Origin of the sequence: Rhizobacter sp. SG703, from assembly GCF_012275445.1 — a bacterium.
Classification (GTDB): Bacteria; Pseudomonadota; Gammaproteobacteria; order Burkholderiales; family Burkholderiaceae_C; genus Rhizobacter.
Window position 1 is genome coordinate 49,424 of the sequence record NZ_JAAZQK010000001.1, and the last position, 16,056, is coordinate 65,479.

9 protein-coding genes are annotated in these 16,056 nt (G+C 68.6%); 2 read left to right on the forward strand and 7 right to left on the reverse strand.

From position 1 onward, the window contains the following. Window positions 1–11 precede the first annotated feature (11 nt). The 3 genes from FHT26_RS00225 to dnaG form a co-directional block, all read right to left on the reverse strand. On the reverse strand, window positions 12–986 hold the full coding sequence (locus FHT26_RS00225; RefSeq protein ID WP_168558204.1) for an adenylate/guanylate cyclase domain-containing protein: 975 nt from the start codon (window positions 984–986) through the stop codon (window positions 12–14). A 94-nt stretch (window positions 987–1,080) separates the two neighbouring features. Then, window positions 1,081–3,300 (reverse strand): RNA polymerase sigma factor RpoD, encoded by a 2,220-nt coding sequence (gene rpoD / locus FHT26_RS00230; protein WP_168558205.1) that lies wholly within the window; start codon window positions 3,298–3,300, stop codon window positions 1,081–1,083. Between the two features lie 349 nt (window positions 3,301–3,649). Next, entirely contained in the window at window positions 3,650–5,623 is a 1,974-nt protein-coding gene (gene dnaG, locus FHT26_RS00235) for a DNA primase (protein WP_168558206.1), read from the reverse strand. A 130-nt stretch (window positions 5,624–5,753) separates the two neighbouring features. Here dnaG and FHT26_RS30440 point away from each other — a divergent pair, with 130 nt between their 5' ends. Then, window positions 5,754–6,689, forward strand: coding sequence for a TonB family protein (locus tag FHT26_RS30440; RefSeq protein ID WP_168558207.1), 936 nt, complete (start codon window positions 5,754–5,756; stop codon window positions 6,687–6,689). A 24-nt stretch (window positions 6,690–6,713) separates the two neighbouring features. Here the strand turns inward: FHT26_RS30440 and FHT26_RS00245 are convergent, their stop codons facing one another. From FHT26_RS00245 to argA, 4 genes are all read right to left on the reverse strand, one after another. Then, on the reverse strand, window positions 6,714–9,743 hold the full coding sequence (locus FHT26_RS00245; RefSeq protein ID WP_168558208.1) for an EAL domain-containing protein: 3,030 nt from the start codon (window positions 9,741–9,743) through the stop codon (window positions 6,714–6,716). A gap of 159 nt (window positions 9,744–9,902) precedes the next feature. Continuing rightward, window positions 9,903–10,220 (reverse strand): H-NS histone family protein, encoded by a 318-nt coding sequence (locus tag FHT26_RS00250; RefSeq protein ID WP_168558209.1) that lies wholly within the window; start codon window positions 10,218–10,220, stop codon window positions 9,903–9,905. A gap of 120 nt (window positions 10,221–10,340) precedes the next feature. Next, window positions 10,341–10,613 carry an oxidative damage protection protein gene (locus FHT26_RS00255; protein ID WP_056809621.1) on the reverse strand — a complete coding sequence of 91 codons (273 nt, stop codon included), beginning with the start codon at window positions 10,611–10,613 and terminating at the stop codon, window positions 10,341–10,343. Between the two features lie 51 nt (window positions 10,614–10,664). Next, the gene (gene argA, locus FHT26_RS00260) at window positions 10,665–12,005 is read right to left on the reverse strand and encodes an amino-acid N-acetyltransferase (RefSeq protein ID WP_168558210.1); all 1,341 of its coding nucleotides are present in this window, start codon (window positions 12,003–12,005) and stop codon (window positions 10,665–10,667) included. Between argA and hrpA the strand changes: the two genes are divergently transcribed. Next, a complete protein-coding gene (gene hrpA / locus FHT26_RS00265) occupies window positions 12,004–15,960 on the forward strand; it encodes an ATP-dependent RNA helicase HrpA (protein ID WP_168558211.1) in 3,957 nt (1,318 codons plus the stop codon). The two genes, argA and hrpA, sit on opposite strands and share 2 nt — an antisense overlap. Window positions 15,961–16,056 lie beyond the last annotated feature (96 nt).

A 16,056-nucleotide genomic window follows, 5' to 3' on the forward strand; every position in this document is an offset into this window, starting at 1 on the left:
TGGGTCATCCCTCACCGGTTGAATTCGAACGGCGCCTGCGGCTGGGTGTCGGAGAACTTCATCACCTCGAAGCGCACGCACGGCGAGGTGGGGTCGACCGGCGAGGCCCCCAGCCCGATCGCGCCGCTGCCGTGCAACGTGCAGGTGCCGCGGCGCAGCTGGACGATCTCGGAATCGCTGGAGAAGCGCACATACGTGCCGTTGTAGCTGAGGTCGGTCAGCTGGAAGGCGCCGCCATGCCAGTCGATGCGGGCATGCGAGCGCGACACCCGCGAATCGTCGATGCAGTAGGTGGCCTGCGGACTGCGGCCCAGCACCACCGGCAGGCTCGGGCCGGCATAGACGCGGTTCAGGTCGAGCCACGCGAGGCGGATGCCTTCGGGTTCGGTCGCGGTGGGCAGCAAGTCGCCATAGGCGGTGGCCGCGGTGTCGCCGAAGCGCCGGCCTTCGAGCAGGTAGACGTGCACCGGCTCGACGCGCCCACGCAGCTGAACGCGGTCGAGGCTGCGAAAGCGCGCGCTGCTCTCGGCGTCCTGGGCCGAGAACACGGTGGCGGTGGTGAGCGTCTCGTTGTCGCCGGCATGGTCGAGCAGGCGTGCCGCGACGTTGACCGCATCGCCGAAGCAATCGCCCGACATCGCGACCACCTCGCCATGCGCCAGCCCGACCTGCAGCTTCAGCACCGGCGAGCGCTGCGCCGCGGCCGGTACGCCGGCGGCAGGCGCGGCCGGCGGCACGATGCGGTCGAGCGACTCGTGCATGCCGTCGGCGGCGGACACCGCCTCGATCGGGTTCTCGAACACCGCCATCAGGCCGTCGCCCAGCGTCTTGACGACGGTGCCGCGGCAACTGGTCACCACATGGGCCAGCAGCGCGACGCTGTGCGTGACGACCGTCGTGGCCTCGGCGTTGCCCAGCGTCTCGTACAGCGCAGTGCTGCCGCGAAGATCGGCAAACAACACGGTGCGCTGCAGGATCTGGGTCATAAGCGTGAAGTTTATGGCAACTTGGCGGCCACCGAAGGCGCAAAAAAGGCCCCGAAAGCGGTGCTTGCGGGGCCTTTGCAGCAGGGGCTGTCGATCAGAGATTGTCCAGATACGTGCGCAACTTGTCCGACCGGCTCGGGTGCTTCAGCTTGCGGATCGCCTTGGCTTCGATCTGGCGGATGCGCTCGCGCGTCACGTCGAACTGCTTGCCGACTTCTTCCAGCGTGTGGTCGGTGCTCATCTCGATGCCGAAGCGCATGCGCAGCACCTTGGCTTCGCGCGGCGTCAGGCTGTCGAGGATGTCCTTCACCACATCGCGCAGGCCGGCCTGCATCGCCGCCTCGATCGGCGCGGTGTTGTTGGTGTCCTCGATGAAGTCGCCCAGGTGCGAATCGTCGTCGTCGCCGATGGGGGTTTCCATCGAGATCGGCTCCTTCGCGATCTTCATGATCTTGCGGATCTTGTCTTCCGGGATCTCCATCTTCTCGGCCAGCGTCGGGGCATCGGGTTCGAAGCCGAATTCCTGCAAGTGCTGGCGCGACAGCCGGTTCATCTTGTTGATCGTCTCGATCATGTGGACCGGGATGCGGATCGTGCGCGCCTGGTCGGCAATCGAGCGGGTGATGGCCTGGCGGATCCACCACGTCGCGTAGGTCGAGAACTTGTAGCCCCGGCGGTATTCGAACTTGTCGACCGCCTTCATCAGGCCGATGTTGCCTTCCTGGATCAGGTCGAGGAACTGCAGGCCGCGGTTGGTGTACTTCTTCGCGATCGAGATCACCAGGCGCAGGTTGGCCTCGATCATTTCCTTCTTCGCGTCGCGCGAGGCCTTCTCGCCCTCGTTCATGCGCTTGTTGATCTGCTTCAGGTCTTCCAGCGGCACGACGGCGCGGGCCTGCTGGTCGGTCAGCTTCTTCTGCAATTCCTGCACCGGCGGCAGGTTGCGCGCCAGCACCGCGCTGTAGGGCTTGCCCGCTGCCGCTTCCTTCTCCGCCCACTTCAGGTTCAGGATGTTGGGCGGGAAGTTCTTGATGAAATACTCTTGCGGCATGCCGCACTTGTCGACGAGGATCTTGCGCAGCTCGCGTTCGTAGCGGCGCACGTCGTCGACCTGCGAGCGCAGGATGCCGCACAGCTTCTCGATGGTCTTGACCGTGAAGCGGATCGTCATCAGCTCGGCGCTGATGGCCTGCTGGGCCTTGTTGTACGGCGCCGACTGGTAGCCGTCCTTCTCGAAGGCCTTGCGCATCTTGTCGAAGTTCTCGCGCAGGTTGGCGAGCTTCGTCAGCGCCGCGCCCTTCAGTTCCTCGAGCTTCTTGGTCAGCGCCTTGCTGCCCCCGTTGCCGTCGTCGTCGTCTTCCTCGTCGAAGAAGTCGACGTCCTCCTCGGCCACGTAGTCGTCGGCCTCGTCTTCCGAGACGAAGCCGTCGACGACCTCGGAGATCGTCATCTCGCCGGCGCCGATGCGGTCGGCATAGACCAGGATCTCGGCGATGGTGGTCGGCGACGCGCTGATCGCCAGCATCATGGCCTGCAGGCCGCCTTCGATGCGCTTGGCGATCTCGATCTCGCCCTCGCGCGTCAACAGCTCGACCGTGCCCATCTCGCGCATGTACATGCGCACCGGATCGGTGGTGCGGCCGAATTCGGAGTCGACGGTCGACAGCGCGGCTTCGGCGGCTTCCTCGGCCTCTTCCTCGGTGGCGGTGGTGGTGCCGCCGCCGGCGATCAACAGCGTCGCGGCGTCCGGCGCCTGCTCGTACACCGCGATGCCCATGTCGTTCAGCATCGACACGATGGCTTCGAGGATGTCGGCATCGACCAGCTTCTCGGGAAGGTGGTCGTTGATTTCCTGGTGGGTCAGGAAGCCGCGCGTCTTGCCCATCTTGATGAGCGTCTTCAGCTCATGGCGGCGCTTGGCGACTTCTTCTTCGGTGAGCGCGGTCTCGTCGAGGCCGAACTCGCGCATCAGCGCGCGCTCCTTCGCGCGCGACACCTTCATCCGCAGCGGCTTGACCTTGGCTGCCTTGTCGTCGGTGCCCGCCGCTTCGGGCTCGGGCTCGCCTTCGAGTTCGGCTTCGACGTCGGAGAAGTCCTCTTCGGGCACTTCTTCCTTCTTGGCGGCGGCGCCGGCCTTCGGCTTGCGACCCGGCTTGCCCTTGGCGTCGGCGACGGTCTTGTCGGCCACGGCCTTGGCGGCCGGCTTGGCGACGGCCTTCTTCTTGTCTTCAGCTTCGGCCTTGCCGGCCTTCACGGCTTTCGACGCAGCGGCGGGTTGTGCTGCCTTGGCGGGGGCGCTCTTCTTCGCGGTCATGCAAATCCTCGAATGGTGGTGGTCGTCACGTCGAACCACGCCCCAGGGCCCACGCCCAGAAGCCGGATGACGGCGGCTCGGCAGGGCCTTGTTCAGCGGAGGTCCAAAGACGTAGCGAGGCCCGGATCAAGCCTTAGCTTGGGGCCGCAATCAATTGGGCAAGGTCGCGTGACCATCGAACGGAGTACAGCCCTTGCGGGATAGGGGTGGCCTTGAGGTGGGGACCCTGGGTCAGAGGGTGGCCGGGGCCCGGAGGTGCTGTCTTTGGAACCGTCTTTGCTGACTGTCTTGCCAGCCGGTCATCACTCTTGCCTTACAACAAACCCTCGATTATCGGCGAAAGAACCTGTTACGTCAAAGCCGGCGGCTTCATTCCCTGCAGGCGAAGCCGGCGCTCCGCGTCGAGTTCACGCCATCGCGTGAGCGCGGAGGGGTCGGTCGCGGCCTGCCGGATCAGGATTTCCTGGCGCGCCGACAGCAGCTCGACCCACATGCCGTCGACCACCCGGCGCAGGTCGGCGAACTGCATTTCGTCCTGCAGCACGCCCGGCGGCACGAGGCGGCGGCTGTCGTCGGCCCATTCGCTGCCGTGCAAGGCCTGTTCGAGCACGGCCCAGGGCGTGGCACCGTGTTCGAGCAGGTGGCGCTCCAGCCAGGCGATCAGCGAGCCGTGCGGCGCGGGCAGCTCGTGCAACAGCTGGTGGTCGTCGGTGCCGAGCTGGTCCCACCAGTCGCTGTGCAGCAACAGCAGCCGCAGCACGGTGTCGGCAGGGCTGGTCGGAACTGTCCGCACCTTCGACTGCGGAGGGAACGGGCCGCTTTCCTCGTAGCGGTCCGGCGCGCCGCGCTTGCCCTTCCAGTCCTTGGTCCACTTGCGGCCGCCACCGCCGACGCCGCCGTCGCGGCGCTGGAAGCGCTCGCGCGGTGCGGCGGGCTCGCCATCGTCCGGCGGGCCGTAGCTGTCGTCGCTCGGCGGCTCATGGCGGTTCGATGCCGAACCGCCGCCGTGGCGCGACGGCGCCGAGGCCTGCCACAGCTGCGTCAGGTCGGCCGCGCCGATGCCGCCTTGCTGCGCCAGTTCGGCCAGCAGCTGCAGCTTCAGCGCGCCGTCCGGCAGCGCCGACCAGAGCGGCTTGGCATTGGCGAGGAACTTGGCGCGGCCCTCGGCGGTCGACAGGTCGCCGCCGTCGCGCGCGGCTTCGACCAGCTGGCGCGACAGCGGCACCGCCTGGGCGACACAGGCCTCGAAGGCCTCGGCGCCGAGTTCGCGCACATACGAATCCGGATCGTGCTCGGTCGGCAGGAACAGGAAGCGGACGGTGCGGGTGTCGCTCGCGTGCGGCAGCGAGGCTTCGAGCGCCCGGCCGGCCGCCCGTCGCCCGGCGGCATCGCCGTCGAAGCTGAACACCACCGATTCGGTGAAGCGGAACAGCTTCTGCACGTGCTCGGCCGTGCAGGCCGTGCCGAGCGTCGCGACGGCATTGTCGAAGCCGTGCTGGGCGAGCGCGACGACGTCCATGTACCCCTCGACCACCAGCGCATAGCCGCGCTTGCGCAGCCCGGCGCGCGCTTCGTGCAGGCCGTACAGCTCGCGGCCCTTCACGAACACCGGCGTCTCCGGCGAGTTCAGGTACTTCGGCTCGCCCTTGTCGAGCACCCGCCCGCCGAAGCCGATCACGTCGCCCTGCACCGAGCGGATCGGGAACATGATGCGGTCCCGGAAGCGGTCGTAGCGCTTGCGCTCCTCGTCGTTCTCGCCCTGCGAGATGACGAGGCCGCTCTCCTCGAGCAGCGGGTCGTCGTAGCGCGGGAACACGCTCGCGAGCGCGCGCCAGCCGTCGGGCGCGTAGCCCAGCCCGAACGCCGCGGCGATCTCGCCGCTCAGCCCGCGGCCCTTCAGGTAGTCGATCGCCCGCGGACTGCTTTTCAGCTGCTTGCGGTAGCTCTCGCTGGCCTTGGCCAGCACGTCGCTGAGCGTGGCCTGGCGTTCCTTCAGCTCGGCGGCGCGCTCGCGCTCCTGCGGCGAGCGGTCGTCTTCCGGCACCGTGAGCCCGGCCTGCTGCGCCAGGTCGCGCACCGCATCGAGGAAGCCCATCCCCGAATACTCCATCAGGAAACCCAGCGCGTTGCCGTGCACGCCGCAGCCGAAGCAGTGATAGGTCTGGCGGGTCGGGCTGACGGTGAAGCTCGGCGTCTTCTCGCCGTGGAACGGGCACAGGCCCTTGTGGTTGATGCCGGCCTTCTTCAGCTGCACGTGGCGGCCGACGACTTCGACGACGTCGATGCGGGACAGCAGTTCCTGGATGAAGCTCGGCGGGATCACCCCGCGAGTCTATCGAACCGACCGGGGGAAGACCCCGAGGCGGCGACTTGTGCAGCTTCGCACGGGGCCGGTCTTGCGGGCTGTTACCGATTGACGCAAGGGTGACCATGCTCGGTACACTTTTTGCACCGTGAAGTTCGATGCCGTGTCGTTGGGGCACGTCAAGACCCTCGGAAGGAATCGTGTGCATCTCCACTCAACGCCGGAACAGGCGCGTTTGCGATTCTCGCCTCGCACACTCTGCCTCGCGCTGCTGGCGTCGGGGTTGATGGGCGCATGGCAGGCGGCCCTGGCGCAGGCCGCCTCCGCACCCGCGGCGAAGGAAGAGTCCGCGCCCAGCGAGCGCGCCAAGCGCGAGGCGGAGAACGTCTTCCGCTGGATCATGATCCACTCGGACAAGCCCCGCAAAACGCGCGAGGGCAAGGACGACAAGCCGACCGCGCCTGCACCGGCGCCGGTCGCCAATGCACCCAGACCGGCACCGGCCGCACGCGTCGCGAAGGCGGGTGAGGGCAGTGCCGAAGGAGCGGTGGCAGCGCCTGCACCGGCGCCCGCGATTCGAGCCACGGCGGCAACGGCTGCGACCCAGGTGCCCCCCGCGGCGGCGCAGGCGATGCCGGTCTCCACGGTCGACAACGAAGCGGCGCGCATGTCGAACAACGCTGCGGCGCTGGCTCGCGGGAACGGCGCAGCGGTCGGCAACGGCGCAGCGGTCGGCAACGGCGCAGCGGTCGGCAACGGCGGCGGCCGCACGGCCATGCCGGACGCCGCAGCGCCGCCTGCGCTCGCCGCGGCGCCGGAGCCCGAGCCCGAGCAGGAGCCGCTGGTGATGGTGTCCCAGGTGGAGCCTCAGTTCCCCCGCGCGGTGATGCTCGACCTCCGTCGTGGCACCGTGCGGGTGCGTTTCGACGTGCTGCCTGATGGCACGGTGGCCGGGCAGACCGTCGTGTCCTCGACGAGCGTGCGGCTGAACCGCGCAGCGCTGGCCGCCGTCGGGCAATGGAAGTTCCAACCGTTGCGCGAGGCGCAAGAGGGCATCGTCGAAGTGGGCTTCAACCTGGATTGAGCCGCTCCCGGGGGGCTGCAGCGTTCAGGCCGCGATGGTCCGCTCCGGCGCGATCGCGCCCCGGTACTGCCGCACCCAGTCGACCACCTCGGTCGACGGCATCGCAGCCGCGATGCCGTTGCCCTGCGCCATGTCGCAGCCGATCGCGATCAGGCGTTGCGCCTGGGCCCGCGATTCGACGCCCTCGGCCACCACCGTGCAGCCGAAGGTGCGCGACAGGCTGATCACGCCGGCGACGATCGCATGGTCCTGCGGGTCGAGCAGCATGTTCTGCACGAACGAGCGGTCGATCTTCAGCAGGTCGAGCGGCAGCCGCTTCAGGTAGGTGAGGGTGGAATAGCCGGTGCCGAAATCGTCGAGCGCGAATCGCACGCCGAGCTTGCGGCACTCCTGCATCAGCTGCACCGTGTAGTCCACGTCGGCCAGTGCAGCGGTTTCCAGCACCTCGATCACCAGGCGCTGCGCCACCGGCGAGTTGTAGCGCGACAGCAGGCCGGCCAGGCGCTGCGCGAACAGCGGCTCCTGCAGGTGTCGCGCCGAGACGTTGATGCTGACCGTCAGGTCGAGCCCCTGGCGCTGCCATTGCGCGAGCTGCTCGATGCCCTGTTGCAGCACCCAGTCGCCGACGCTCGCGCTGAGGCCGGTGTGCTCGATCAGCGGCAGGAAGTGCGCCGGCGCGATCACGCCGTGCTGCGGATGCTTCCAGCGAAGCAGTGCCTCGACGCCCATCACCGTGCCGTTGCGCAGGTCGACCTTGGGCTGGTAGTACAGGCAGAACTCCTGCGCGTCGAGCGCGGTCTGCACGCGACTGAGCGCCTCGAAGCGTTCTTCGGTGCGGCGGTTGAGCTCGGTGTCGAAGAACAGCGATCCGTTGCGACCAGCCTGCTTCGCGCCATACATCGCATGGTCGGCGTGGCGCAGCAGCGTTTCGGCATCGGCGCGGTCGACCGGGTAGACGGTGGCGCCCAGGCTGGCAGTGACGATCACCGGCCCGATCCCCATGCCGAGGTTGTACGGCAGCGAGACCTGGCGCAGCACGCGCTCGACGGTCGCCTGCGCGTCCTCGATCGTGGCGGCGCGCAGCAACAGCACGAATTCGTCGCCGCCGAGGCGCGCGACCTCGTCGGTCCAGTGGTCCCAGCGCCCGAGCGAATTGCGCAGCCGCTGCGCCAGCTCGACCAGCAGCCGGTCGCCGGCCTCGTGGCCGTGCGTGTCGTTGACCGGCTTGAAATTGTCCAGGTCGAGGTAGCAGACCACCAGCAGGTAGCCGTCGCGCTCGCTCGCGCGGATGGCCTCGCGCAGCATCTGCGCGAGGCGGGCCCGGTTCGGCAGCCGGGTCAGCTCGTCGAAATGCGCCTGGCGCTCGAGCTGTTCGCGGTGCAGCCGGGCCTGCGTGGTGTCCGACAGCACCAGCACGTGGTGGCGCAGTTCGGCGTCGGGCCCCGGGATCGCGGAGATCGTCACCTGCAGCGCGCACAGCTCGCCGTCGCGCCGCCGGTCGATGATCTCGCCGCGCCATGAGCCGGTCGATTCGAGCGCCGCCGCCATGCTGGCGCGTTGCGCGGCGCCGGGCTCGCCGTCGGCGGCCGGGCGCAGCAGGGCCGGCACCGCGCCGAGCATTTCTTCGCGCGAAAAGCCGGTGATCTTCGTGAAGGCCGGGTTCACGTCGAGCACGCGGCAGGCCGCGTCGGTGATGATCAGGCCTTCGTGCAGGTACTCGAAGAGCCGCGTCGTCACGTTCTGGCGCTCCGCGGTGGCGTGGCGGTCGGTGATGTCGATCGCGGTGGCGATCACGCGCAGCGGCTCGCCGTCGGATGTGCGCTCGACGGCGCGGGCATGGCCTTCGAGCCACACCCAGCGACCGTCCTTGGCCTGCAGCCGGAATTCGAACGCGTCGGCCTCGCCGGCCGGCACCGTGCCACGGCCGCGCGGCTGCAGCGCGCTCAGCAGGCGGGCACTGTCGGACGGATGGGCGCGGGCCAGCAGCCCGTCGATGCGGTGGCCGAACTCGACGCTGCCGTAGCCGAGCATGCGCAGCCAGCGGCGCGAATAGCCGATGCGGCCGCTGCGCAGGTCCCATTGAAGCGTGCCGACGCCGGCCGCGTCGAGCGCCAGTTGCCAGCGCGTTTCGTTGGTCGCGGTGCGGCCGACCACGGCGCTGGCGAGCAGCGGCGTGGCGCACAAGGTGGCCAGCCAGCCGGACAGCGTGGCCACGTCGGCCAGCGGCCCCGTGCCCGTGGCGACCAGCCCGGCGGCGGCCCAGGCCGCGAGGCCTGCAGCGATCAGCAGGACCGTGGCCGAGGCCGGCAGCAGCCCGCGGCGCGCGGCCATGCCCCCCAGCAGCAGGTGCGGGATGGGGGCCAGCGCGAGCATCGACTGGGTGTTGCCGTGGCGGGCGACGGCCCAGGCTGCGGCCACCGCGCCGGCCCCCAGCGCGACGCTGGCCAGCCAGCGCCACTGCGCGAACGCCTGTTGCAGCGCCTGGCGCGACAGGGCCAGCAGCGGCAGTGCGAGCAGCGTCGATGCCAGCGCGTCGCGCGCTGCGGCGATGGCGCCGGGTTGCAGCCACGCCTGCCGATCGAGCGGGCCGTCGACGGTGAAACAGACGAGGGCGTTGGCCACCGAGATCGAGGTGGGCAGCAACACGCCGACACCCAGCATCAGCGCGGCATCGCTCCAGCCGTCGATGCGGCCGACGAAGCCGAGGCGGCGCAGCAGCAAGGCCGACAACCAGGCGCCGCCGACCGTTCCGGCCGAGAGCGCCGCGGCTTGCCAGGGCATCAGGTCGGCACCCAGCAGCGCGATGCAGCCGGCCAGCCACAGGCCGGGGAGCATGCCGCTGCCCCAGCGCAGCAGCGCGGCCAGCATCAGGCCGCCTGGCAACCAGGGCAACGGGATCGCGAGCGGCGCGAGGTTCAGCAGCGGCGTCGACAAGCCCCAGCGAGCGAGGGCCACGCACGCCAGCGACGCCAGCACCGCCTGCAGGGCCCTGACGCTCAGGCGCGTGGACGGCAGCAGGATGACGGGGAGGGTGGGCAGGCGGATGACGGGCACGTGGGCGTCGCGAGGAAGCTTTTGAATGTACCCCGCGGCGCCTCCGCCAGACGCTGCGCGATACCCCGCATCTGCAGGGTATCGGTCAGCCGATGGAATCGATACGGATCTCCGGGAAACGCGCCGCGAAAGCGGCGCGACGGCTCGCTTGCTCGAGAATCAGAGCGCGAAGTCTTCGAGTTTCTTGCCCGCGGCAACGGCTGCCTTCAGCCATTTGGGTTGCAGGCCGCGCCCGCTCCAGGTTTCACCGGTGGCATTGTTGCGGAACTTGGCCGCGACTTTCCCGCCTTTGCTGGCGCCGGCTTTGCCGCCGGTCTTTGCGCTGCTCTTGCCGGTCAGGTCGGAAGGCGACAGACCGTATTCGTTCATCAGCGACTTGACTTTGGCAATCGCGTCCTGGCGTTCACGCTTTTGCGTGGCTTCGATTTCCTGCTCGAGGGCAGCCTTCTTGGCGAGCAAATCCTGCAACGTGGTCATCGGTGGTTTCCTGTTGAACCCGGCTATATCTGCCGGCGCCGGGATTCTAATTCAGGAAACTGCGGAAAGCCAAGCGCGAAACTCACGGTCTCGAAACTGTCGGTTTCAGGGCCGACGGGTTCAAGGCGTCGGGGGCACGTATCCCGCGGGTTGTTCGGCGCCTTCGCCAAAGAAGAATCGCTCCATTTGCCGGGCCAGGTACTGGCGGGCGCGCTGGTCGGCCAGGTTCAGCCGGTTCTCGTTGACCAGCATGGTCTGGTGCTTCATCCAGGCGGCCCAGGCTTCCTTGCTGACCTCGTTGTAAATGCGCTTGCCGAGTTCACCGGGGTAAGGCGCGAAATCCAGGCCTTCAGCCTCTTTCTTCAGGTAGACGCATTGCACCATTCGGGCCATGAGGTAACTCCAATCGAACTGTTTGTGATGTTGTGAGATGAAACCGGCGAATCACGCCAGCTTCTTGACGAGGACCTGGGACCGGCGATCCCAGTTGTATTTGCGCTTGCGGGCCTCGGGCAGCCAGTCGGGATCGACCTGCTTGAAGCCGCGCTTGATGAACCAATGCATCGTGCGGGTGGTCAGCACGAAAATACTGTCGAACCCGGCACCACGCGCGCGCTGTTCGATGCGCTTCAGTATTTTCTCGCCATCGCCTTGCCCTTGCACATTCGGGGACACCGTCAGCGCGGCCATTTCGGCGGTATGCGATTCGGGGTACGGATACAGCGCGGCGCAGCCGAAGATAACGCCGTCGTGTTCGATGACGGTGTAATGGTCGATATCGCGTTCGATTTCGGTCCGGTCGCGTTTGACCAGGGTGCCGTCCTTCTCGAACGGCTCGATCAGCTGCAGGATGCCGCCGATGTCGTCGGCACCGGCTTCGCGCAGGCTTTCGAGTTTCTCGTCGACGATCATCGTGCCCACGCCATCGTGGGTGAACAATTCCATCAGCACCGAGCCGTCGACCGAGAACGGCACGATGTGCACCCGCTCGACGCCGTCTTCGCAGGCCTTCACCGCATGCTGCAGGTAGAACGCTGTGTCGGTTGGCTGCATCGGGTTGGGCAGGGCGGCCAGCAGCTTGCGGGCGTCGGCCAGCCCGAGTTCCTGGTCGATCTCGCTGTCCGGGTCGAGCGGGTCGAGCGGGATGCCGCGCACCTCGGTGACGTAGATCAGCTTGTCGGCCTGCAGCTCGCTGGCGGTGCTGGCGGCGACGTCTTCCATGCTGAGGTTGAAGGCTTCGCCGGTGGGCGAGAAGCCGAACGGCGACAGCATCGCGAGCGCGCCGATCTCGACCACCCGGCGGATGCCGACCGCATCGATCTTGCGCACGAGGCCGGTGTGCTGGAAGTCGACGCCGTCGACGATGCCGACCGGGCGCGCGGTGATGAAGTTGCCGGAGACGACGCGGATCTGGCTGTGCGCCATCGGCGTGTTCGGCAGGCCCTGCGAGAACGCGGCCTCGATCTCGTAGCGCAGCTGGCCGGCCGCCTCCTGGGCGCAGTCGAGCGCCAGCGGGTCGGTGACGCGCATGCCGTGGCTGAAGCGCGAGGTGTGGCCCTTGGCGCGCAGCTGCTCCTCGACCTGCGGACGGAACCCGTGTACCAGCACCAGCTTGATGCCCATCGCATGCAGGATCGCGAGGTCTTGCGCGAAGGCCGACAGCTTGCCGGCGGCGATCAGCTCGCCGGCGATCGCTACCACGAAGGTCTTGCCGCGGTGCGCATGGATGTGCGGCGCCACCGAACGGAACCACGGCACGAAGGTGTGAGGAAAGACGAGGTTCATGGCGTGGCCGCACGACCGGCCGCAGTTTGAAATAATCGACGATTTTGCACGAAGGCTTCGAGTGACCCCTGTCCCGCGCCGCGGCCCACCGCCGGTGGCCAATCCGGTTGTTGCCAATCCGATTCCGCCGATCACCTTTCCCGAATCGCTGCCGGTGTCGTCCCGGCGCGACGAGATCGCGCAGGCGATCGCGGCGAACCAGGTCGTCATCGTCTGCGGCGAGACCGGCTCCGGCAAGACCACGCAGCTGCCGAAGATCGCGCTCGCGCTCGGCCGCGGCAAGGGCGCCGGCGGCAAGGGGCTGATCGGGCACACGCAGCCGCGGCGGATCGCCGCCTCCAGCGTGGCCAAGCGCATCGCGCAGGAACTGAACACGCCGCTGGGCGAGCACGTCGGCTTCAAGGTGCGTTTCCAGGACCGGCTGTCGGCCGGTGCCAGCGTCAAGTTGATGACGGACGGCATCCTGCTGGCCGAGACGCAGACCGACCCGCTGCTGAAGGCCTACGACACGCTGATCATCGACGAGGCCCACGAGCGCAGCCTGAACATCGACTTCCTGCTCGGCTACCTGCGGCAGATCCTGCCGCGCCGGCCCGACCTGAAGATCATCGTCACCTCGGCCACCATCGATGCCGACCGCTTCGCGCAGCACTTCGCGTCGCGGCACGGGCCGGCGCCGGTGATCCAGGTGTCGGGGCGGCTGTTTCCGGTCGAGCAGCGCTGGCGGCCATTCGAAGAATCGCGCGAGTACGGCCTGAACGACGCGATCGGCGATGGCGTCGACGAACTCTGGCGCGAGGGTGCCGGCGACGTGCTGGTCTTCCTGCCCGGCGAGCGCGAGATCCGCGAGGCCGCCGAGCACCTGCGCAAGCACCACCCGCCGGGCGTCGAGGTGGTGCCGCTGTTCGCGCGGCTGAGCCAGCAGGAACAGGACGCGGTGTTCGAGCCGCACAGCGCGCGCCGCATCGTGCTGGCCACCAACGTGGCCGAGACCTCGCTGACTGTGCCGGGCATCCAGTACGTGATCGATGCCGGCACGGCGCGGGTCAAGCGCTACAGCTACCGCAACAAGGTCGAGCAGCTGCAGATCGAGCCGGTCAGCCAGGCGGCGGCCAACCAGCGGGCCGGCCGCTGCGGGCGCGTCAGCAACGGCATCTGCATCCGGCTCTACGACGAGAAGGACTACAGCGAGCGGCCGCGCTTCACCGACCCGGAGATCCTGCGTTCGTCGCTGGCCGGCGTGATCCTGCGCATGAAATCGCTCGGGCTCGGGCTGGTGGAGGATTTCCCGTTCCTCGAACCGCCGCCGCGCCGCGCGATCGCCGACGGCTATCAACTGCTGCACGAGCTGGGCGCGGTCGACGAGCAGAACGAGCTGACGCCGACCGGCCGCGAGCTGGCCAGGCTGCCGCTGGACCCGCGCGTCGGCCGCATGATCCTGGAGGCGCGCAACCGCGAATCGCTGGCCGAGGTGCTGGTGATCGCGTCGTCGCTGAGCGTGCAGGACGCGCGCGACCGGCCGATGGAGCACCAACAGGCAGCCGATGCGGCGCACAAGAAGTTCGACGACGACCGCTCGGAATTCGTCGGCACGCTGAAGCTCTGGAAATGGCTCGAAGACGCGCGCGGCGGCAGCAAGGAGCACAAGCTTTCGCACCGCAAGCAGGAGCAGCTGCTGCGCGACAACTTCGTCTCGCCGCGCCGGGTGCGCGAATGGCGCGACATCCATTCGCAGCTGCACACCGTGGTGGCCGAGCACGGCTGGCGGCTGAACACGCTGCCGGCCACCTACGACCAGCTGCACCTGGCGATGCTCGCCGGGCTGCTCGGCAACATCGGCCAGAAGAGCGACGAGGACGACTGGTACCTCGGCGCCCGCGGCATCAAGTTCTACAAGCACCCGGGATCGCACCTCGGCAAGAAGCCGGGGCGCTGGATCGTCGCGGCCGAACTGGTCGAGACGACGCGGCTGTTCGGCCGCGGCATCGCCAACATCGAGCCGCAGTGGCTGCCGGGCATCGCCGGCCACCTGATCAAGACGCAGCTGCTGGAGCCGCACTGGGAGAAGAAGGCGGCCGAGGTGGTCGCGCTCGAACGGGCGACGCTGTACGGGCTGGTGATCTACAGCAACCGGCGCGTCAACTTCGGGCGCGTGGATGCGCCGGCAGCGCGCGAGATCTTCATCCGCGAGGCGCTGGTGAACGGCGAGTGGGAGACGCGCCTGCCGTTCCTCGCGGCCAACCGCAAGCTGATCGCGCAGGTCGAGGAGCTGGAGCACAAGTCGCGCCGGCAGGACGTGCTGGTCGACGACGAGCTGATCCACGCCTTCTACGACCAGCAGCTGCCGGCCGACGTGTGCAGCGGCCACAGCCTGGAGCGCTGGTACCGCGAAGAGAGCCAGCGCCAGCCGAAGCTGCTGTTCCTGACGCGCGAGGAGCTGATGCGCCACGAGGCGGCCGGCATCACGACGGCGTCGTTCCCGAAGACGCTGCGCCTGGGCGGCGTCGACTGCAGCGCGAGCTACCTGCACGACCCCGGCGACCCGAAGGACGGCGTGACCGTCACGGTGCCGATCTATGCGCTCAATCAGGTCAACGACGAGCGCTGCGAATGGCTGGTGCCCGGCATGTTGAAGGACAAGGTGCTGGCGCTGGTGAAGACCTTGCACCAGCGCCCGCGCTCGCGGCTGGTGCCCTTGCCCGACTATGCGCAGGGCTTCGTCGACCAGGTGCACGAGGCGCACGGCTTCGGCGCGGGCAGCCTGGTCGACGCGTTGCTGAAGGCGGTGCGCGACAAGACGCAGCTGGACGTGAAGCGGGCGGACTTCAAGCTGGAGCAGCTGTCGCCGCACCTGTTCATGAACTTCCGCATCGTCGACGAGAACGGCCGGCAGCTGGGGCAGGGCCGCAACCTCGCGAGCCTGAAGGCCGAGCTGGGCGTGCAGGCGCGCTCGGCGTTCCAGGCGCTGGCGGTGTTGCGGCCGACGCTGGCGGTGGCGCCGGCGGCACCGGCTGCAGCTGCGGCGGCGGGTGGCGCGGCCGCAGCGAACACGATCGTCGTCAAGACGGCGCCGGGCCGCGCGAGCGCACCGGCGGCGGAGGTGCCCGATCCGACCTACACCGACTGGACCTTCGGCGAGCTGCCCGAATTGATGGAGGTGAAGCGCGGCAACCAGGTGCTGGTGGGCTTCCCGGCGCTGATCGACCGCGGCAGCCATGTGCAGATCGAGGTGTTCGACGAGCCCGACGTGGCGGCGCACAAGCACCGGGCGGGCTTGCGCCGGCTGGTGGCGCTGCAGATCCGCGATGCGCTGAAATACCTCGAGAAGAACATCCCGGACCTGCAGAAGATGGCGGTGCTGTACATGCCGCTGGGCACCGGCGAAGAGCTGCGCGAGCAGGTCATCGACCTGGCGCTCGACCGCGCCTTCCTGGCCGACCCGTTGCCGGCCGATGCCCAGGCCTTCAAGCGCCGCATCGACGAGGGGCGAGGGCGCCTGACGCTGATCGCCAACGAGATCGCGCGCAGCGTGATGGTGGTGCTGACCGAGTTCGCCGCGGCGCAGCGCAAGTTGAAGGATGTGCGGGCACCGAAGGAGGTCGGCGACGACGTGCAGGCCCAGCTGGCGCGCCTGGTGCCCAAGCGCTTCGTGCTGGCGACGCCGTGGGCGCAGCTGGCCCACCTGCCGCGCTACCTGAAGGGCGTGACGATGCGGCTCGACAAGCTGCGCGCCGACCCGGTCCGCGACGCCCAGCGCCTGGCCGAACTGCGCCCGCTGGAGCAGCGCTGGCTGAGGCTGCTGGCCGACCGCAAGGGCGTGCACGACGCGCGGCTGGAGGAATTCCGCTGGCTGCTGGAGGAGTTGCGCGTCAGCCTGTTTGCGCAGGAGTTGCGCACGCCGCAGCCGGTCAGCGTGAAGCGGCTGGAGAAGGCGCTGGGGGCGCTGACGGTGTGAGGGGCGGCCATGTGCGGACCGATTCGGCGCGAGGGCGATCTGTTCCGGTGGGCAAGGGCCCGAATCGACGCGTGCGCTGGTTACAATGCGCCGGTT